This window comes from Streptomyces sp. NPDC034037 (assembly GCF_055575715.1).
Genome location: NZ_JBVISC010000006.1, coordinates 323,546 through 342,676, shown reverse-complemented (window position 1 = coordinate 342,676; position 19,131 = coordinate 323,546). Strand labels below are relative to the sequence as shown.

At 74.0% G+C, this 19,131-nt stretch carries 19 protein-coding genes; 7 read left to right on the top strand and 12 right to left on the bottom strand.

Annotated elements, in window-relative coordinates:
- The first annotated feature begins 408 nt into the window (after nucleotides 1–408).
- The 5 genes from ACZ516_RS22720 to ACZ516_RS22700 are packed head-to-tail and all read left to right on the top strand — an operon-like array spanning nucleotide 409 to nucleotide 6,119.
- Nucleotides 409–3,276, top strand: a complete 2,868-nt coding sequence (locus ACZ516_RS22720; RefSeq protein WP_469011513.1) for a sensor histidine kinase — start codon at nucleotides 409–411, stop codon at nucleotides 3,274–3,276.
- An 8-nt stretch (nucleotides 3,277–3,284) separates the two neighbouring features.
- A complete protein-coding gene (locus ACZ516_RS22715; RefSeq protein ID WP_469011512.1) occupies nucleotides 3,285–3,827 on the top strand; it encodes a roadblock/LC7 domain-containing protein in 543 nt (180 codons plus the stop codon).
- Nucleotides 3,824–4,252, top strand: coding sequence for a DUF742 domain-containing protein (locus tag ACZ516_RS22710; protein WP_358698005.1), 429 nt, complete (start codon nucleotides 3,824–3,826; stop codon nucleotides 4,250–4,252). The genes ACZ516_RS22715 and ACZ516_RS22710 overlap by 4 nt, the downstream gene beginning before the upstream one ends.
- Nucleotides 4,233–4,850 (top strand): GTP-binding protein, encoded by a 618-nt coding sequence (locus ACZ516_RS22705; RefSeq protein WP_469011511.1) that lies wholly within the window; start codon nucleotides 4,233–4,235, stop codon nucleotides 4,848–4,850. The genes ACZ516_RS22710 and ACZ516_RS22705 overlap by 20 nt, the downstream gene beginning before the upstream one ends.
- A gap of 30 nt (nucleotides 4,851–4,880) precedes the next feature.
- Nucleotides 4,881–6,119 (top strand): styrene monooxygenase/indole monooxygenase family protein, encoded by a 1,239-nt coding sequence (locus ACZ516_RS22700; RefSeq protein WP_358588281.1) that lies wholly within the window; start codon nucleotides 4,881–4,883, stop codon nucleotides 6,117–6,119.
- Here the strand turns inward: ACZ516_RS22700 and ACZ516_RS22695 are convergent.
- The 4 genes from ACZ516_RS22695 to ACZ516_RS22680 form a co-directional block, all read right to left on the bottom strand.
- A complete protein-coding gene (locus ACZ516_RS22695; protein WP_469011510.1) occupies nucleotides 6,089–7,240 on the bottom strand; it encodes a C40 family peptidase in 1,152 nt (383 codons plus the stop codon). The two genes, ACZ516_RS22700 and ACZ516_RS22695, sit on opposite strands and share 31 nt — an antisense overlap.
- A 189-nt stretch (nucleotides 7,241–7,429) precedes the next feature.
- Complete coding sequence (locus tag ACZ516_RS22690) at nucleotides 7,430–7,702, bottom strand: hypothetical protein (RefSeq protein ID WP_358698008.1); 273 nt, start codon at nucleotides 7,700–7,702, stop codon at nucleotides 7,430–7,432.
- Between the two features lie 55 nt (nucleotides 7,703–7,757).
- Nucleotides 7,758–8,480, bottom strand: coding sequence for a TetR/AcrR family transcriptional regulator (locus ACZ516_RS22685; RefSeq protein WP_469011509.1), 723 nt, complete (start codon nucleotides 8,478–8,480; stop codon nucleotides 7,758–7,760).
- Between the two features lie 74 nt (nucleotides 8,481–8,554).
- Nucleotides 8,555–9,493: an AurF N-oxygenase family protein gene (locus ACZ516_RS22680; RefSeq protein ID WP_469011508.1), complete on the bottom strand. Its 939-nt coding sequence runs from the start codon at nucleotides 9,491–9,493 to the stop codon at nucleotides 8,555–8,557.
- A 123-nt stretch (nucleotides 9,494–9,616) separates the two neighbouring features.
- Between ACZ516_RS22680 and ACZ516_RS22675 the strand changes: the two genes are divergently transcribed.
- Complete coding sequence (locus ACZ516_RS22675) at nucleotides 9,617–10,723, top strand: ferritin-like domain-containing protein (protein ID WP_469011507.1); 1,107 nt, start codon at nucleotides 9,617–9,619, stop codon at nucleotides 10,721–10,723.
- A gap of 47 nt (nucleotides 10,724–10,770) precedes the next feature.
- On the opposite strand, the gene ACZ516_RS22670 is transcribed toward ACZ516_RS22675, so the two are convergent.
- The 7 genes from ACZ516_RS22670 to ACZ516_RS22640 all read right to left on the bottom strand — a co-directional run bounded on the left by ACZ516_RS22670 (nucleotide 10,771) and on the right by ACZ516_RS22640 (nucleotide 17,600).
- Complete coding sequence (locus tag ACZ516_RS22670; protein WP_361079436.1) at nucleotides 10,771–12,249, bottom strand: penicillin-binding transpeptidase domain-containing protein; 1,479 nt, start codon at nucleotides 12,247–12,249, stop codon at nucleotides 10,771–10,773.
- Nucleotides 12,246–13,610 (bottom strand): FtsW/RodA/SpoVE family cell cycle protein, encoded by a 1,365-nt coding sequence (locus tag ACZ516_RS22665; RefSeq protein WP_469011506.1) that lies wholly within the window; start codon nucleotides 13,608–13,610, stop codon nucleotides 12,246–12,248. The genes ACZ516_RS22670 and ACZ516_RS22665 overlap by 4 nt, the downstream gene beginning before the upstream one ends.
- A 75-nt stretch (nucleotides 13,611–13,685) precedes the next feature.
- Complete coding sequence (locus ACZ516_RS22660; RefSeq protein WP_469011505.1) at nucleotides 13,686–14,036, bottom strand: SH3 domain-containing protein; 351 nt, start codon at nucleotides 14,034–14,036, stop codon at nucleotides 13,686–13,688.
- 313 nt (nucleotides 14,037–14,349) lie between these two features.
- The gene (locus ACZ516_RS22655) at nucleotides 14,350–15,654 is read right to left on the bottom strand and encodes a HAMP domain-containing sensor histidine kinase (RefSeq protein ID WP_361079432.1); all 1,305 of its coding nucleotides are present in this window, start codon (nucleotides 15,652–15,654) and stop codon (nucleotides 14,350–14,352) included.
- Nucleotides 15,651–16,394, bottom strand: coding sequence for a hypothetical protein (locus ACZ516_RS22650; protein ID WP_469011504.1), 744 nt, complete (start codon nucleotides 16,392–16,394; stop codon nucleotides 15,651–15,653). The genes ACZ516_RS22655 and ACZ516_RS22650 overlap by 4 nt, the downstream gene beginning before the upstream one ends.
- 52 nt (nucleotides 16,395–16,446) lie before the next feature.
- Nucleotides 16,447–17,082: a class F sortase gene (locus ACZ516_RS22645; RefSeq protein WP_469011503.1), complete on the bottom strand. Its 636-nt coding sequence runs from the start codon at nucleotides 17,080–17,082 to the stop codon at nucleotides 16,447–16,449.
- A gap of 35 nt (nucleotides 17,083–17,117) precedes the next feature.
- The gene (locus tag ACZ516_RS22640) at nucleotides 17,118–17,600 is read right to left on the bottom strand and encodes a hypothetical protein (RefSeq protein ID WP_469011502.1); all 483 of its coding nucleotides are present in this window, start codon (nucleotides 17,598–17,600) and stop codon (nucleotides 17,118–17,120) included.
- A 255-nt stretch (nucleotides 17,601–17,855) separates the two neighbouring features.
- Here ACZ516_RS22640 and ACZ516_RS22635 point away from each other — a divergent pair, with 255 nt between their 5' ends.
- Nucleotides 17,856–18,662 carry a nuclease-related domain-containing protein gene (locus ACZ516_RS22635; protein WP_469011501.1) on the top strand — a complete coding sequence of 269 codons (807 nt, stop codon included), beginning with the start codon at nucleotides 17,856–17,858 and terminating at the stop codon, nucleotides 18,660–18,662.
- A gap of 33 nt (nucleotides 18,663–18,695) precedes the next feature.
- Here the strand turns inward: ACZ516_RS22635 and ACZ516_RS22630 are convergent, their stop codons facing one another.
- Complete coding sequence (locus tag ACZ516_RS22630) at nucleotides 18,696–19,124, bottom strand: nuclear transport factor 2 family protein (RefSeq protein ID WP_358701450.1); 429 nt, start codon at nucleotides 19,122–19,124, stop codon at nucleotides 18,696–18,698.
- Between the last annotated feature and the right edge of the window lie 7 nt (nucleotides 19,125–19,131).

Here is a 19,131-nt window from a genome sequence, read left to right as displayed (position 1 = left end):
CCCGCATATGCCCGCTGTTCCTCACCCCGGGACTTGCCCGCCAACTCCCCGCCGATGTTCACTCCTTCGGGTGGCCAGGCAGGCGATGCGCGACCGCCACCCACCGGCACTGGAAGGGTCAGGTGCCGTAACCGGGGGCGCGCTCGTGTTGACGGATCGTCACCCGGGCCCAAGGGCAGACGAAAAACAGGAATGCGAGCACCGGTGCAGAAGATGCGGCCTCGGCGCAAAGGCAAGCAGACGGCCCCCGAAGGGGCCACGCCGGGCGCGACCACACCGACGGAGCGTGCGCCGGAGCGCACGGCCGCGGACCCCGTGACGGCAGCGGCAGGAGTGGACGCGGCCCGGCCCTCGGGAGCGGCTGCCCCGCCCCCTCCCGCCACCGGAGCCCGTCCCATTGGACCTGACATGACACCGTCAGGGGCATCGGCCGGGGCGGCGGCAGGGGCACCCCCCGGGGCAGCGGCCGGAACGCCCGCGGCAACACCCGAGGGAGCCTCGGCGGGCGCGCCCGCCGGTTCCGCCGCGCCGGCCCCCGCCGGGGAGGCCGGCCCGGCCTCGCCCGCCGCCAAGGCGGCCGCCGCGGCCGCCGCCGGCGTCGGCAAGAAGCCCACCGCCCGAGTCCGCAACCGGCTGGTCATCGCCGTGGCCGTGGTGGCCGCCGCGATCGTCGGCGCGGGCGCGCCCGCCGTCATCGCCGCCTCCGAACGGCTCAACGACACCCAGAACCTGGTGACCCTCGCCGAGCACACCCAGCAGGCGGTCTCCCTCGGCCACTCGCTGGCCGACGAGCGCGACGAGGTCACCTCCTTCATCGCCGCGGGACGCCCCGAGGGCAAGGGCCTCTCCGAGAGCCGCAGCGCCCGCGTGGACCGCCAGATCGACGAGCTGCGCGCCGCCGACGCGCCCGCCGGGCTCCGCGCCGAGCTGGCCGACGTCGCCGCCGTCCGCCGGGCCGCCCTCACCGGCAAGAGCACCGCCCTCGAAGCGCACGAGGCGTACTCCAAGGTCATCGCCGAACTCCACGGCCTCACCCGCGACCTGGCCGAGCAGCTGCCCGCCGAGGTCAACAAGGGTGGCTTCGCCCTCGCCGACCTCGACCACGCGGTCGAGCAGGCCGCCGCCGCCCGGGGGCTCCTCCTGGCGGCCCTGGCCGTCCCCGGCGGCACCGGCGCCCCCGAGCTCGACCCGGTCACGGGCCTGCCCGTCACCGACGGCGAGGACTCCTCGGCGGACGCCGAGCGCCGCGACGGCCTCAGTGCCGCCGCCCAGCGCGCCCACGTCCGCGAGCTGGCCGCGCTCGCCGACTTCCGCGACGCCGCCGACGACCCCGCGCGGTCCGCGTACGACTCGACGGTCACGGGACCCGAGGTCGGCGCCGCCGAGAAGTACCTCGCCGAGCTCACCGACCGGCCCACGCTCTCCGCCGCCGAACAGCGCTACGACCGCAAGAAGCTGGACGCCGCGCTCTCCGCCCGCATCGAGACGATGCGCGGCGCCGAGTCCGCGCTCGGCGTGGAGCGCACCAAGCGCCTCGCCCAGCTGCGCGACGACGACGTGACGGCCCTGGAGATCCGCGTCGCGCTCGTCGGCGTCCTCCTGCTCGTCGCCGTCGGCGTCTCCATGGCGATGGCCCGCTCGCTGACCCGGCCCCTGGCTGTCCTGCGGCTCGGCTCCGCCCGGCTGGCCGCCGAGCCCGAGCCGCAGGAGCCGATCCGCTTCACGGGCCGCGACGACGAGTTCGCCCAGGTCGTCCGCTCCGTCAACGCCCTGCACGCCCACGCGGCGGCCCTCACCGAGCGCCTGGGCACCTTGGAGACCGACCGCAAGCACCTCATCGGCAAGCGCCAGGCCATGGCCGACGAGCGCGAGGCCCTGCGCGCCGAGCTGGCCGAGGCCTCCGCCCACCTGGAGCGCGTACGCCGCTCCATCCACGGCACCTTCGTCAACCTCGCCCTGCGCACCCTCGGCCTGGTCGAGCGGCAGCTGGCCGTCATCGAGAACCTGGAGGACCGCGAGCAGGACCCCGACCGGCTCGCCACGCTCTTCAAGCTCGACCACTTCGCCACGGTCATGCGCCGGCACAGCGAGAACCTCCTGGTCCTCGCGGGCGCCGAGCACGGCCACCAGCACCCCGGCCCGGTCCCGCTGGTCGACGTCATGCGCGCCGCCGTCTCCGAGATCGAGCGGTACGAGCGGGTGCGCATCGCCACGCTGCCGCCGCACGCGCACATCGCGGGGTTCGCCGCGGACGACATCAGCCACCTGACCGCCGAACTCCTGGAGAACGCCACCTCGTTCTCGCCGCCGGACGCGGCCGTCGAGGTGTCCGGCTGGCTCCTGGAGAGCGGCGAGGTCATGCTCTCCGTGCAGGACGAGGGCATCGGCGTCCCCCAGGACCGCATGCGCGAACTCAACGCGCGCCTGAGCGACTTCGACCCCGACGACGCGTACGACCAGGAGAGCGGTGAGGGCCTCGGCCTCGGGCTCTACGTCGTGGCGCGCCTCGCCGCCCGGCACGGTGCGCGGGTGCGGCTGCGGGAACAGAAGCAGGGCGGCGTCGCGGCGGTCGTGGTGCTCCCCAAGTCGATCCTGGCCGAGGCGCCCTCCTCGGCCGCGGTGGTCACCCCGCCGCGGGGCGGCGAGCCCGTCACGCACCTGCCGGGCTCGGAGGCGGAGGCCAACTCCAACGTCCTGCCGGGGCGGGCCACCGGGACCCCCGGCGAGGACCCGCTGATCGCGGCGGCCGAACGGACGCTGGAGACGGCCCTCCCGAAGCGGACGCAGGACCCCGCGCCCGACCCCGACCCCGAGACCGACCCCGCGCCCTCGTCGGACGCCGAGGAGACGAGCGCGTCGGCCGCCGCTGCCTCGCCCTCCGCCGAGACCACCATGGAGCTGTTCGCCCCGCCGGCCCCGGAGGCGGAGCCCGAGCCCGAGACCCGTACCTCGCCCGAGACGGGGCCCGGGGCCGCGTCGCCCAAGTGGGAGCGCGTCACCGACAAGGGGCTGCCCAAGCGCACCCCGAAGATCACCTCGCCCACGACCGCCGCGCCCAGGCAGCGCAGCGGCTCCGTGGACGCCGAAGCGCTCCGCCGCCGCCTCGGGGGGTTCCACCAGGGCGCGCAGAGCGGCCGGCGGGACGTGGAGGCCGAACTGGCCGCCGGGGAGGACCCCGCGCAGGCACCGGAGCCGTCGGCCCGGTCGGAACGTAACGACAAGAACGCGAAAGCCGCAGACGTAATGGGGGACTCAGTCGAGGAGGCAAGCAGTTGACTGCGCCCATGCGCACGCCCAGTTCTTCCGCCGGACCCACCACAGCCGGAGCCACCACAGCCGGACCCACCACAGCCGGAGCCGCGGCAACGGGTCTGAGCAGTGAGGCCCGCAACCTGCACTGGCTGCTGACGAACCTCGTGGAGGAGGTGCCCGGCATCCTGTCCGTCGCGGTGGTCTCCTCCGACGGGCTGCTGCTGCTCTCCTCCGACCCCGGGCAGGGCGCCGAGCGGCCCGCCGCGCACCCCAAGGGCCCCAAGGGCTCCAGCGCCGACCTCGCCACCATCGTCTCCGGGCTCTGCTCGTTGACCATCGGCGCCGCCAAGCTGATGGACGGCGGGGGAGTCAAGCAGACCGTGGTCGCGATGGAGGAGGGCAGCCTCTTCGTCATGTCGATCAGCGACGGCTCGCTGCTCGGCGTGCACGCCACCCCGGACTGCGACATGAGCGTCGTCGCGTACCACATGGCGCTCTTCGTCGGCCGCGCCGGCCACGTCCTGACCCCCGAGGTCCGCAGCGAACTGCGCCAGTCGATGGAGAGCGCCCGATGAGCGCCGGCGGCGGCACCGGCCGCAGGGCGCCGAAGCTCCCCCAGCGCGGCGGCGACCGCAAACCCGCCCGCGTCCGCCCCTACTCGCTGACCGGCGGACGGACCAGGTTCGGTCACGTCCTGCTCGTCGAGACGTTCGTGGCGAGCCACCCGGAGCTGGAGGCCGCCGAGGAGCGCCGCGAACTGCCCAAGGGCACGCTCGCCAGGGTGATGCCCGAGATGCGGGCGATCGTCGAGATCTGCCGCCGCATGCGCACCGTGGCGGAGATCGCCGCCCTGCTGAAGATGCCGCTCGGCGTGGTCCGCGTACTGATCAGCGACCTCGCCGACCAAGGAAAGATCCGCGTGTACGGAACGGGCCACGGCCCAGGACAGCCCGACCGCGCACTGCTGGAAAGGGTGCTGAGTGGACTCCGCCGTCTCTGAACTCCTCGCCGAAGAGGGTCAGTTGCAGGCCTGGCAGACCGACCGGTCGCGCGCCCCGATCGCCACGAAGATCGTGGTGGCGGGCGGCTTCGGCGTCGGCAAGACGACGCTCGTGACCGCCGTCTCCGAGATCACGCCCCTCCAGACGGAGGCGCTGATGACCCAGGCGAGCGCCGACACCGACGACCTGAGCGGCACCCCCGACAAGACGACCACCACGGTCGCCATGGACTTCGGCCGCATCACGCTCGACGACGACCTGGTGCTCTACCTCTTCGGCACGCCCGGTCAGCAGCGCTTCTGGTTCATGTGGGACGACCTGGTGCGCGGCGCGATCGGCGCCGTCGTGCTCGCCGACACCCGCCGCCTGTCGGACTGCTTCCCGGCGCTCGACTACTTCGAGAGCTGCGGCCTGCCGTACATCGTGGCCGTCAACCACTTCGACGGCAGCGAGCGGTTCGAGCCGGCCGATGTGCGCGAGGCGCTGACGGTGCCGCCGCACATACCCGTGCTGATCATGGACGCCCGGCAGCGGATCTCGGTGATCGAGTCACTGCTCGCCCTGGTCGGCCGCGCGCTGGACGTCACCCCCGAGTAGCGTCACCCTGAGTTCAAGAGAAGGACCCACATGCGGAAGATACTTGTCGTGGGAGCCGGTCAGTCCGGGCTCCAGATCGCCCTCGGGCTCCAGGCGCGGGGGTACGAGGTCACCCTGATGTCCAACCGCACGGCGGACGAGATCCGCTCCGGGCGGGTCATGTCCACCCAGTGCATGTTCGACACGGCGCTCCAGCACGAGCGCGACATCCAGGCGAACTTCTGGGAGTCGCAGGCGCCGAGGATAGAGGGCGTCGGCGTCTCGGTCGCCGGCCCCGACGGCTCCCGCGTCATCGACTGGGTCGGCAAGCTGGACGGGTACGCCCAGTCCGTCGACCAGCGCGTGAAGATGGCGGGCTGGATGGAGACGTTCGCGCAGCGCGGCGGCCAGCTGGTCATCCACGGCGCGGCGGTCTCCGACCTCGACTACTTCTCCCGCGCCTACGACCTGGTGCTCGTCTCGGCGGGCAAGGGCGAGCTGGTGTCGATGTTCGAGCGCGACGCCTCCCGTTCCCCCTTCACCGAGCCGCAGCGCGCCCTTGCGGTCGCCTACGTCCACGGTCTCGGCCCGCGCCCCGAGCACCCCGAGTTCGACGCGGTGCGCTGCAACCTCGTGCCCGGTGTCGGCGAGCTGTTCGTGATGCCGACCCTCACCACGTCCGGCCGCGCGGACATCCTGTTCTGGGAGGGCGTCCCGGGCGGCCCCCTCGACGTCTTCCAGGGCGTCAAGGACCCCAGCGAGCACCTGGCGCTCACCCTGGAACTCCTGGAGAAGTACCTGCCCTGGGAGTACGCGCGCGCCACCAAGGTCGAGCTGACCGACGCGGGCGGCACGCTGGCCGGGCGCTACGCCCCGACCGTGCGCAAGCCGATCGGGCGGCTGCCCGGCGGCGGCGCGGTCCTCGGCGTCGCGGATGTGGTCGTCGCCAACGACCCGATCACCGGGCAGGGCTCCAACTCGGCGTCCAAGTGCGCCGCCTCCTACCTCTCCTCCATCGTCGAGCACGGCGACAGGCCGTTCGACGAGGAGTGGATGCAGTCGGCCTTCGACCGCTACTGGGACACCGCGCAGTGGGTGACCAAGTGGACCAACGCCATGCTGGGCGCCCCGCCGGAGCACGTCCTGAACATCCTCGGCGCGGCGGGGCAGCTCCAGCCGGTCGCCGACCGGTTCGCGAACGGCTTCAACGACCCGGCCGACTTCGAGAACTACTTCTACGACCCGGCCAAGGCCGCCGCCTACCTGGAGTCGGTCGCCGCCGGCGCCTGATCGCCGCCGTGGCCCAGGTCGCTGCCCGAGGTCGCCCCCTCGGGCAGCTCGGGCGGGGTGTAGCCGCGCACGGGCCGGCGCCCCGGGTCGGGCCGTACCGCGCCGAGGACGGGGTTCGCCGCGATCGGCGACACCTTGACCCGGGCGCCGGGGCGCGGCGCCTGGACGACCTTCCCGTCGCCCAGGTACAGCGCCACATGCGTGGCCTTCGGGTAGTACACGACGAGGTCGCCCGGGCGCAGCTTCGACAGGGGGACACGCGGCAGCTCGGCCCACTGCGCCTGGCTGGTCCGGGGGATCTCGCGGCCCGCGTGCGCCCAGGCTCGCGAGGTCAGGCCCGAGCAGTCGTACGCCTTCGGGCCCCTGGCCCCCCACGCGTAGGGTCTGCCGATCTGGCGCACCGCGAAGTCGAGGGCCTTCCCGCCCTGCCGTGAGGGCCCCCGCGTGGCCGGGCCGCCACTGAGCGCGCCGGACGCCATGAACGCCCGCTGGGCCCTGGCCGTCCCGGCGTCCTCGGCGGCCCGCAGCGCGTCGAGCTGGTCCGGGGTGAGGGCCGCGAGCAGTTCCTCGACCTTCTTGAGCCGCCCGCCGATCTCGTCCCGCTGCTTCTTCTGTCGTGCGGCCAGGGCGCTCTGGGCGGCCAGTGCCTTCCTCGCCGCGCCCGCCAGCTCGTGGGCCTTCTTCTCGCCGCCGACCAGGCGTTCGACGGCGGCGGCCCGCTCGGCGGCCAGCCGTCCGATGACGTGGCCCTGGTCGAGGGCGTGCTGCGGGTCGCGGGCCAGGAGCAGGCGTACGTAGGGGGAGAGGCCGGTGGCGCCCTGGTACTGCTGCCGGGCGAAGCGGCCCGCGTCGCCCCTGCCGTCGTGCACCGAGGCGCGTGCCTTCGCCAGCCGCCTGCCGAGCTCCTCGGCCTTGGCGCGCTGCTTCCGCAGCTTCTCCTCGGTGGCGTTGTAGGTCTCCGTCGCCTCTTCGGTGGAGCGGTACAGGCGCTGAAGGTCCGTCAGAAGGGCCGCGACGGAACGATCCTGCGGCTCCGGGGCCGCGTGGGCGGGGAGAGCGGTGGTGCACAGGGCGCCCAGGGCGGCCCCGGTGCAGACCCAGCGCGGCAGGCGTGCTGACACGTCATCACCTCCGGTGTGCGGAAGGGACTTCCTTCGCGCACCCCGAGCATCCGGCCCGCCCGCCGAGGCCGCCTCCCGGCGGGGGCGGTCGGGGGAACCGGGCCGCTCGTCCAGGGGTGGACGGCGTGGGACGTTGCATCGCACGGCCGCGGGTGCTTCGGGGCCGCTCGCGCCCGCGCGGGGCGGCGGTCAGGGCTTGGGCGGCTTCGACCACGGCCACTTCGGGCCGCTGTCCGTGTCGCCCCCGGCGTCGTACTCGTAGCGCCACTTCGCGGTGAGCGGGAGCCGGCCGCCGGTCCCGGCGGGCACCCGGCGGTAGACCAGGACCGTCGGGGGGCCGCCCGCGTCGTCCGGCACCGGGACGCGGTAGACCTTCGGCGGGTGGCCGGTCGGGCCGAGCAGGACGGGCAGGACGCGGCCGTCCAGGGGGCCACCCACGAACGGTGTCTCTTCGCTCTTCACGCCACCAGTGTCACACCACGGGCCGTCACACCACGGGGGCGCACGCCACGGGCCGTCACAGCAGGTGGGCCGCGTCGGCGAGCACGGGCAGCACGCGGCGCGCGAGGGAGCCGACCGGGCCCTCGGCCCTCTCCAGGGCCAGCGCCCACCGCACGACCCGGGCCGTCTGCGGGTCGCGGCCCGCCGTCGCCACGAGGACCGCCATGAACTGCTCGACGAGCATGTCCCGCAGGTCGTCCAGCGGCGGCTGCTTCCCCTCGTCGAGCCAGATCAGCGAGGCCGCCTCCACGGCGGTGATCCACATGCGTACGGTCATCCGGAGCCGGGGGCCCGGCTCGGCCACGTCCAGGTGGGCGAGGATGTGCTCGGCGGCGGCCCGGCGCACACCGTCCACTATCGAGGTGGTCCGGGAGGTCTCCACCACGCTGCCGCCCTGGAGCAGCGCGCTGAACCCGGTGTCGTGCCCGTCCACGAAGGCCAGATACCGGTCGAGCGCCCGGGACAGCCGCCGGGTCAGCGGCCCCTCGGGCGGCTCGGCGAAGCACTGCTCCAGCTCCTGGGCCGCCGAGCGCAGCGCGGCCTCGTACAACTGCTGCTTGCCGCCCGGGAAGTAGCGGTAGACGAGCGGGCGCGAGACGCCGGCCGCCTCCGCGACGTCGTCGAGGTTGACCTCCTCGGGCGCGCGGTGCGCGAAGAGGGTGAGCGCGGACTCCAGGAGCTGGCGCCGCCTCGCTTCGACGCTGAGGCGGCGGTAGGCGGGTGTGGCCGGCGACGTCATGCCCCGCAGCGTAACCGGCGGTGCCCCGCTCGGGGGTGCGGGCGGCCGTACGGCCGGCCGGACGTGCCCGGCGCTCAGGCGAGCAGCCCCGAGCTGCGCCACAGCCGTCGGCCCACCCCCCGCAGGACGCCTATGTCGTCCAGGAAGTCCGTGAGCCGCTTGGCCCCGGACTGCATGACCTCCCTGCGGTGCCCGCTCGCCCGCACCTGGGCGACGGCCTCCGCGCGGTCGAGCCCGACGTCCGCGTAGACCTTCGGGTTCACGAACGCGAGGGAGAAGACCCGCGCGGCCTCGCCGCAGCTGAGGCGGGTCAGCTCCTGCTCCCAGCGCGGCGCGGTCACCATCTGGCGTCGCAGCTCCTCGCGGGCGTACCGGACATGGCGCGCCTCCTCCACCACGTGGATGCGGGTCACCCCGCGCACGATCGTCTGGACGCGCTCGTCGGGGAAGGTGAGCCGCTGCATCCAGTCGAGGATCTCCTCGCCGAGCAGCGTGCAGGCGAAGGAGCCGGGGGTGGTGGAGACGGTCTTCAGGACGCGCGCGAGATTGTGGTTGAGGCGCGTGACGGGGTACGTCGGCGCGCCGCCCTTCTCGATCATGCGAGCGAACATCATGGAGTGCCGGCACTCGTCGGCTATCTCGGTCAGCGCGTACCGCACGTGCGCGCTGGTCACCGACTTGTCGTAGATGTGCCGTACGAGCAGCTGCATGAGGATGATCTCGAACCAGATGCCGAGCGAGGCGAGCGAGGCGGCCTCGTGCCGGGCCAGGTCCATCCGCTGCTCCTCGGACATCCGCTTCCACAGCGGTGTGCCGTAGAGCGAGACCAGCTCCGGCGGCCAGAACCACTTGCCCTCCTCGACGGGGGCGTCCCAGTCGAGTTCCCGGTCGGGGTCGAAGGAGTGCCTGGCGGAGGATTCGAGGAGCCGGACGGCCACCTGCTCGCGGTCCTTGAGCAGGCCGAGCGCGTCCCGCAGCCCGGCCGGCGAAACGTCTTCCGTCACGGTCGTCATGGCTGTCCCTGACTTGTCGTGGTTACCGGCGGTCACCTCTTATGAGACTGCTTGTCAGCAAGGGCGTCAATCCCTCGCGCACGACTTGTTGACGCTGCGTCCAGGAGCTGTGAGCCTGCCCCTATGTCGACGCATGAGCTTTACACCAGGCCCCCTGATGAGCCCGGCTGGCAGGTGCCGTCGGCCGGTTCGGCCCGGTTCAGCTGGGAGTACGACGAAGGACGGGACCGCCTCCTCGCCCTGTACCAGAAGGGCAAGGACAAGCAGTGGGACGGCGCCACACGCATCGACTGGGACCTGGAGGTCGACCCGCTCGACCCCCTCGGCACCCCCGACGAGTCGATGTCGCTGTACGGCACGCCCCACTGGGCCAAGCTGACCGAGAAGGACAAGGGCGAGCTGCGCCGGAGCTACGCGTCCTGGCAGTTCAGCCAGTTCCTGCACGGCGAGCAGGGCGCGATGGTGTGCGCGGCGCGCATCGTGGAGTCCGCACCCGACCTGGACGCCAAGTTCTACTCCGCGACCCAGACCATGGACGAGGCGCGGCACGCCGAGATCTACGGCCGCTTCCTGCACGAGAAGATCGGGATGCTCTACCCGATCAACGACAACCTCCAGTCGCTCCTCGGTGACACCCTGCGCGACTCCCGCTGGGACATGCCCTACCTCGGCATGCAGGTCCTCATCGAGGGCCTCGCCCTCGCCGCGTTCGGCATGATCCGCGACACCACGGACAGGCCGCTGCCCCGGCAGATCCTCGCGTACGTCATGCAGGACGAGGCCCGGCACGTGGCGTTCGGACGGATGGCGCTGCGCGACTACTACAAGCAGCTGACCGACGCCGAGCTGCGCGAGCGCGAGGAATTCGTCATCGAGGGCTGTCACCTGATGCGCGACCGGCTGCGCGGGGTCGAGGTCCTGGAGAACTTCGGCATCCCGACCGCGCAGGCCGAGGAGTACAGCGAGCAGTCCGAGTTCCTCGCCCTGTTCCGGCGGCTGCTGTTCAGCCGCATCGTGCCGTGCGTCAAGGACATCGGCCTGTGGGGCAAGCGCCTCCAGCAGGCCTATGTGGACATGGGCGTCTTCGAGTGGGGCGACGCCAATCTCGACCAGCTCATGGCGCAGGACGAGGAGATCGCCGAGCAACTGGACGCCGAACGCTTCGCCGCCGAGGAGCGTGAGCGGGCGCAGGAGGTACGGTCCGTCATCGCCTCGGGGGCGGACGACTGACCCCGGTGGCCCTCGGGTGCTCGGGGGCGTGGCAGGGGGTGTTCGGCTCAGGGGCCGTGCGCTCCGCGGCCGGTGTCCAGGGCCGCCTCCATCACCGCCCTCGCGATCGGCGCCGCGCTGCCCCCGCCGCTGATGTCGTCGCGGTCCGCCGCCGCGTCCTCCACGACCACGGCGACCGCCACCGAGGGCTCCGGGTCCTGCGCGCCCTGCGCCCAGGAGACGAACCAGGCATAGGGCGTGCCGGCGTTGTCGAGGCCGTGCTGGGCGGTGCCCGTCTTGCCGCCCACCGTCGCCCCCGGGATCGCGGCGTTCGCGCCGGTGCCCTTCTCCACGACCTCCGTCATCATCTCCCGCAGCAGCGCGGCCGTCGCCGGGTTCATCGCCTGGCGCAGCGTCCTGGTGCCCGCGGTGCTGATGACGTCGCCGTCCTCCGTGGTCGTCCGCTCCACGAGGTAGGGCGCCTTGACGGAGCCGCCGCCCGCGACGGCCGCCGAGACCATCGCCATCTGCAGCGGCGTCGCCCGGGTGTCGTACTGGCCGATGGAGGAGAGCGCGAGCTGGGCCCGGTCCGGGGAGGTGTCGAAGTTGCCGGGCGAGACGGAGAAGGGGATCCGCAGCCCCGGGTCGTTGAACCCGAAGTTCTCCGCGGTCTCCCGCATCGCGCTCAGGCCGGTGTCGACCCCGAGCTTGGCGAACACCGTGTTGCAGGACCACTGGAAGGCGTACCGCAGGGAGGCGTTGGCGCAGCCGTCCACCTCGTTGGTCAGCCGTGTGCTGGTGCCGGGCAGGGTGTACGGGCTCGGGGACCTGGTCGGCGCGTCCACGTCCCGCACGGCGCCCGCCTCCAGCGCGGCGGCGGCCGTGACCACCTTGAACGTCGAACCGGGCGGATAGGTCCGGCGGATCGCCCGGTTCAGCATCGGCTTGGCGCGACTGCTGTTCAGCTCGGCCCAGGCGTCCGTCACCGCCCGCCCCGTCCCGGAGAGCCGCTCGGGGTCGTACGACGGCGTGCTGACCAGCGCGAGGATCCGGCCGGTGGCCGGCTCGACCGCCGCGACGGCGCCCCTCTTGCCGCCGAGCCCGGCGTACGCGGCCTGCTGCACCGCCGCCCGGATCGTCGTCTCGACCCGGCCGCCGGGGCTGTGCGCCCGCGTGAGGTCGTTCCACAGCGGCAGCGGGGCGAGCATCGGATCGGTGCCGGAGAGGAGGTCGTCCTGTGCGTTCTCCAGGAACGTCGTGCCGTACACCTGCGAGGCGAAGCCGGTCACCGGCGCGTACAACGGCCCGTTCTTGTACGTGCGTTCGTGGCGCAGCTGCTCGCCGGTGTCCTTGGAGCCGGTGACGGGCCGCCCGTCGACCAGGATGTCGCCGCGCGGCTGCTCGAAGCGGACGATGGCCCGGCGCCGGTTGGCGGGGTTGTGGTCGAGGGAGTCGGAGTCGACGACCTGGACGCGGGTGGCGTTGACGAGCAGGGCGACGAGCAGCAGCGCGCAGAAGGCGGCGGCGTGCCTGATGTACCGGGTCACGGCGTCACCTCGCCGACGGGCTGGCTGCGCGCCGAATGGCTGAGCCGGATGAGCAGGGCCACGATGATCCAGTTGGTGACGACCGACGAACCGCCCTGGGCGAGGAAGGGCATCGCCATGCCGGTGAGCGGGATGAGCCCCATCACGCCCCCGGCGATCACGAAGACCTGGAGCGCGATGATCGAGGAGAGGCCGACCGCGAGCAGCCGCCCGAAGGGGTCGCGCAGCGCGAGTCCGGCGCGGTAGCCGCGCTCCACGAGCAGGGCGTAGAGCAGGAAGATGGCGCAGAGGCCGGCCAGGCCGAGCTCCTCGCCCGCCGTCGCCAGGATGAAGTCGGACTTCGCGGCGAAGCCGATGAGGATGGAGTGGCCGAGCCCGAGCCCGGTGCCGAGCGTCCCGCCGGCCGCGAACGCGAAGAGGGACTGGGCGAGTTGGTTGGGTCCCTGGCCCGCTTCGATGGAGGCGAAGGGGCGCAGCCAGTCCTCGACGCGGCTGTGCACGTGCGGTTCGAGGGAGCCGACGGCGAACGCGCCGAGCGCGGCCAGCAGCAGGCCGACCGCGATCCAGCCGGTGCGGCCCGTGGCGACGTACAGCAGGATCACGAAGAGTCCGAAGAAGAGCAGTGAGGTGCCGAGGTCGCGCTCCAGGACCAGGACGCCGACGCTGAGCAGCCAGATCGCGACGATCGGGCCGAGGACGCGTCCGGTGGGCAGTTGGAGGCGCTTGAAGCGCCACAGGGTGCGGCCGGTGTAGGCCAACGCGTTGCGGTTGGCGGCGAGGTGGCTGGCGAAGAAGACGGCGAGCAGGATCTTGGCGAACTCGCCGGGCTGGATGGAGAACCCGCCGACCCTGATCCAGATCCGGGCGCCGTTCACGGCCGGGAAGAAGATCGGCACGATCATCAGGATCAGCGCGGCGGCCACGGAGAGATAGGCGTAGCGCTGGAGCACGCGGTGGTCGCGCAGGAGGAGCACGGCGGCGGTGAAGAGCCCGACACCGACGGTCGACCAGATCAGCTGGGCGGGCGCGGCCTCGTCGTGCGGCGTCTCCAGGTCGAGGCGGTAGATGAGCACCAGGCCGAGGCCGTTGAGCAGGACCGCGATCGGCAGCAGCAGCGGATCGGCGTACGGCGCGCGGAAGCGGACCGCGAGGTGCGCGAGGAGGGCGAGCACGCCGAGCCCGGCGCCGTAGCCGGCGGCGCCGGGCGGGACGGTGCCGTTCTTGGCGAGGCCGACGGCGCAGTAGCCGTAGACGGACAGCAGTACGGCGACGACGAGCAGGACCAGTTCGGTGCCGCGGCGCCGGGGGACACGGACGGCGGGCACCGCGGGGGGTGCGGAGCCCGCTCTCGTTCCGGTCATGCCCGGAACGTAGCAAGCAACATGCCTTCAAGTCCGCTTATGTCGTCTATGTCGGCCCGGCCGGGCGCTGGGGTGTCAGCACCAGCGCGGGGTCTTGCCGAGGGTGGCGATGTAGTGGGCGGAGCCCCAGGCCCAGGTGCCGTCGGTGAGCTGGTACCAGAGGGCGGTACGGCTTACTTGGCTGCCCTTCGTCTTGCAGAAGATGGTGACGACCTTGCCGTACGGCTCGCTGCGGACCACCCGGCCGCCGCGGTTCGGGGCGTCCCGCACGAGCAGCCCGGACTTGGCGGTCACCCGGCCCTTGTAGACGGGCGGGTGGTGGTCGGTGCCGTCCAGCGCGGCGGCGGGGCCGGTGGCGGCGAGCGCGGCGAGGGCGCCGCCGGCGGCGATCACTCCGAGCCGGACGGCGGTGGTCCGCGGGGACATGGGGCCTCCTGGGGGAAGGGCGGGCGGCCCCGACGGTGCGCGAAGGCCGCGACTCACCGTAAAAACGGCATACCGCGTGCGCAAACGCTCACCGGCGTCCCTGGGCTCACCGGACGCCGGAGTTCACCCGGTGCCAGGGCTGGCCGGGGGGCCGGAGTTCACCGGCCGTCAGAGGTCGCCGGTGTCCCTGGGCTCACCGGGCGCCGGAGTTCACCCGGTGCCAGGGGGCGCCGGGCGTCAGAATTCACCGGGGCCTCAGGGCTCACCGGGCGTCAGAGTTCACCGGCCGTCGGGGCTCACCGGGCGTCAGCATTCACCGGCCCTCGGAGGGGGCGTCCGTCCGGTCCTCGGGGGAGCACTCGTCGAAGGGGAGCCGCAGGGTCGCCACCGCCCCGCCGTCCGGGGCGTTGGCGAAGACCAGCCGGGCCCCGAGCACCGCCGCCTGGCCCAGCGCGATCGTCAGGCCGAGGCCGTGCCCCTTGCTGGTGCCCTCGGTGCGGAAGCGCTGCGGGCCGTGCTCCACCAGGTAGTCGGGGTAGCCGTCGCCGTGGTCCCGCACGGTGACGACCGGCCCGTCGACGCTCACCACCACCGGCGCCCGGCCGTGCTTGAGGGCGTTGGCGACGAGGTTGCCGAGCACCCGCTCCAGGCGCCGCCGGTCGGTCTCCACGCAGACGTCGCGGACCACGACCAGCTCCGTGCCCCCGCCCGAGGCCCGCACCACGCGCTCCGCCAACGGGGCGAGGTGATGGGCGTCTAGGTCGACCCGCTCGCGCTTCGCGTCCAGCCGGGAGATCTCCAGCAGGTCCTCGGTCAGGGTGCGCAGCGCGGCCACCCGGTCCCGCACCAGCTCCGTGGGGCGCCCCGGCTCGAGCAGTTCGGCCGCCGCGTGCAGCCCGGTCAGCGGGGTGCGCAGCTCGTGCGCCACGTCGGCGGTGAACCGCTGCTCGCTCAGCAGCTTGCCCTGGAGCGTGGAGGCCATGGTGTCCAGCGCCCCGGCGACGGCGGCGACCTCGTCCCGGCGGCCGGTGGGGCCCTTGGTGCGCGGGTCGTTGACGCGCGCGTCCAGGTCGCCCGCGCTGATCTTCCGGGCGACCTGCGCCGTCAGCTGGAGCCGCCGGGTCACGCGGGTCACCGCGAACGCGCCGACCAGCAGCGTCGCGCCGATCGCCAGGACGGAGGAGCCGAGGATCGCCCGGTCGACCCCGTCGATGGTGCGGGCGCCCTGGGAGTAGTCGACCTGGACGGCGATGGCGCGGCGCCCGTCGGCGGGCCCCGCCGCCCACATCGTCGGCCGGGACCCGTGGTCGGCGACCATCGTGCCGCGCTCCCCGTCCAGCGCGAGGTCGCGCAGCCGGTCCGGCAGGCCGGGCGGGTCGACGGCCGCGCCGGTCCCGAGGCGGTCGCCGGCCTCGTAGTGCTCGGTGGCCTCCGTCAGGCGGGCCAGGGCCCGCTCCCGTGCCTGGCCGACGGTCTGGTCGGTCACCGAGACGTGCACGAGCGCGCCGAGCAGCGCGGCGAGCGCGCAGCACATGACGGAGATGAAGACGGCGGCCTTCCAGGTGAGCGTCGCCGTCCACGCGGGCAGCCGCGGCACGCGCGGGCGCCGGGGGCTCATCGGCCGCCGCCCGGGGAGGAGCTCTGCGAGGGCCGGGCGTGCGTGGTGCGGGGCGACTTGGGCCGGGGCGCGTTCGCGGAGCGCACGATCTCGTCCCGCTTCGGCAGCATCGTCTTCTGGTGGGAGTCCCAGGACCAGACGGTGTGGTACTCGTATCCCGGCAGGCTGGAGACGGCCCGGATGATCAGGTCGCGTCCGGCCAGCTCCACGCCGAGCACGGCGTCGCTCATCTCCATGATCTGCGTCAGCCTGCCGCGTTCCTCGGCGTAGACGCGGATGTCGAGGTTCTCGTCGGGCGTGGAGACGCCGACGATCAGGTCGTCCCCGCCGTCGCGGGTCAGATCGCGGTAGTACGCCTTGAGCACCGGGCACCGCTCCTGGGCGCCGGAGTCCTCGGCCGCGCAGTCGTCGAGGCGCGCGACGGTCTCCTCGTACACGGCGTCCGAGGTGTCGTACGTCCCCGGGTTCTGCTCGAAGTCCGCGCGGACCACGTCGGCCGGATTCACCTTGCGCAGATCGCCGCCGGGCACCTTCACGCCGGTGACGCCCACGCTCTCTATGGCGCCGTAGTCCTCGGCGGGCGCGGACGGGGACGGCAGGTCGGGCCAGAGGCGGGTGGGGCCCTGGGCGGTGGGTGTCGCGCCGGCGCCGCGCAGCCCGCCGGGGTCGCCGCAGCCGCCGGCCAGCGCCCCGGCGAGGGCGGCGAACGCGGCGGTGCGGACGAGCCGGCTGCGGTTCACTGCGCTCCTGCCTGCCGCGGGGCGCGGCCTGTCGTGGGGTCCGGCCTGCCGTTCAGGGCACCAGGTCGGCGTAGAGGATGATGTTGTCAGACCGGTGGCCGCCGACGAGGGGCCCGCCGCAGGTCAGCAGGCGCAGCTCGGGGCGCCCGGTCGCCCCGTACACCTTATGGGTGGGGAAGTCCCTCTTGTCGACCTGCTGGATCTCCCGCACCCGGAACCGCGCCGTCCGGCCGTCCGCGCGCGGCACCTGGATCGCGTCGCCGACGCGTACCCGCCCGACGTTCCTCATCAGCGCGGGCCCGCGCGCGGTGTCGTAGTGCGCGACGAGCACGGCGGGACCCTGTTCGCCCGGGGTGACCCCGCCGGTCCACCAGCCGGGCTCGTCCGCCTTGTCCACCGGCGGCACGTCCAGCTCGCGGTCCGCGCCGACACCGAGGCCGAGCATCGACCGCGCGTCGACGCCCGCCGCCGGGATCCGCAGGCCGGTCGGCCGGGACGCCGTCAGCGGGGCGGGGGCCCGCCCCGCCCACGGCGCGGCGGCGCCGTGCACCCGCACATCGGGGGCCGGGGCACCGCCGCCCCACCCGCAGGCGATCAGCCCGGCACCGGACGCGGCGGCCAGTCCCGCGAGCACGGCGACACGTCCGGTCCGCCACCGCTCCCGTGCCCGCGCGGGGGGAGTGCTCATGGGGGCTCCTCGGACGGGGCGGTGGGGTGAGGGGATCATGCGGTGGTGCGGCCGCGGCGCAGCATCGCGTAGCCGAGGCCCGCCGCGCCGGCCGCCGCCATGCCGCCGCCGGCGGCGAGGAGCGCCGGGTCGCCCGTGGCCCGCACCCCCTCGGCGCCCGCCGCGACCCCGCCCTTCGGCACGGCGGCCGCACCGTCCCCGCCCTTCAGGCGCGTGACGCCGATGTGTCCGTTGGAGGCGTACAGCTCGTACCGCACGCCGCTCTGGGTGACGGTGGGGTGCCGGGCCGAGAGCGTGGCGAGCTGCGAGTCCCCGACCGAGACCGTCGCGGTGTACGAGCCGCCGCGGCCGCGCACCTCGGCCGTCGTGCCGTTGCCGAGGGCGATGTGGTGGACCTCGGCCGCCGGCCCCGGCTCCGGCGTGTCCGCGAAGGCCCCGGCGGCCGGCACGAGCAGCGCCCCGCCGAGGAGCGCGGAGGCGGCGGCGGTGCGCAGGACGGCGGGGCGGCGGGTGCTCACGGGACGTTCCTCACGGTGGTCGGCCGGGGGCGCCCGGCCGGCCCGGTCGGCCGCCGGCCCCTTCGGGCGCGGCCGCGACGGACGGCGGGGCGGTTGAACGGCTCCGACGGTAGACGGCCGGCATTGCGGCGCCCCGGCGGCCGTGTAACAGCGTGCCGTAGCTGTCCGGGCAGTGCTGTTACAGCCCTGCGGCCGCGTCCGGCTCCTTGCCCCGGCGGCGGGCGGGCTGTTCCCATGGTCGGGGGGTGATGCGGCATGAGCGCACTGCGCGTCGTACCGGCCTGGCGGCACGGACAGGAGCGGCTGTACGTCTGCCTGGCCGACGGGGGGAGCGTGGCCTGGTACGACCGGGACGCGTCCCGGGTCAACCTGCTCAGCGAGGACCGCGAGGAGGACGTGCTGCGCGTCCTCGCGCCCTTCCTGACCGGCGACGTCACGGTGGGCCCACCGCCGGTCCCCACCCGCGCCGAGCTGGCCCGCCTCGCCCTGCATCCCGACGACGACCTCGCCCCGAACCGGCCCGGCGAGGCCCTCCACATCGCCCTGGAGCGCGAGCGGCCGGCCGGGCGCGGGCTGCGCGCCGACCCCCGGCGGCGCGCGCTCGCCGCCGAGCAGGCGGTCGGCGCCGTCCTGGACGGTTTCGAAGGGGCGGGCTGGCGGGTGCTGCACTCGCTCCCGCTGCCCGGCGGCGCCCGCACCCACCATCTGCTGATCGGCCCCGGCGGCCTGTTCTGCGTGGGCACGCTCGCGGTCCGCAGACAGCGGGTGCGGATCTCGGACCCGATGGTCACGGTCGGCAGGGCCGGGCCCGTCCCCGTGCTGCGGACGCTGCGCTCCGACGCGGGGCGGGCCTCCTTCGCGCTGGCGGCCGAGGTCCGCCCCGTCCTGGTGCTGGCCGGGACGGGGACGGCCGGCCCGGCCCCCGCGCCGGCGCGCGACGTGCGGGTGCTGGGCGAGGCGGACCTGCCGGCGCTGGCCCGCCCGGGCGGGGTACTGAAACCGGCCGACGTGGAGTCCCTGCACGCCCTGGCCAGGGACCGCCGGACCTGGCTGCGGGTCTGAGCCGGGGGCGTGCGCCTCAGGGGCGGGCGGCGGTCACAGGTTGTCCCCCCAGCCGCCCTGGATCATGGTCTGGAAGGCCCAGGAGCCGCCGCGCCTGATCAGGATGTCGGCGTAGCGCAGCCGCTGCGTGTGGCCGCCCGCCGTCATCACCGAGTCGGTGAAGACGACGGCCATCGCGGGGGAGAGGAAGACGGGCGTGCGCGTGGACTCGAAGGCGATGTCCTCGCCGCCGTCGCCCATCACCCGCGTCATCGTCGCGACGAACCGCTCCCGGTCCCACTGGGCGGCCCGCCCCTCACCCGCGGCGTCGTCGCTGACCAGGTTGAGCGGGAAGACGGCCAGGTCGGCCATGCGCTCCACGTCGCGCCGCGCGCTGTGCGCGTCGTACGCGGCGAACCAGGCGTCCAGGCTCGCGCGGTCCTCGTCGGTCGGGGCGTATCCGGTCTCGGGCAGGAAGGTCACACGGTCT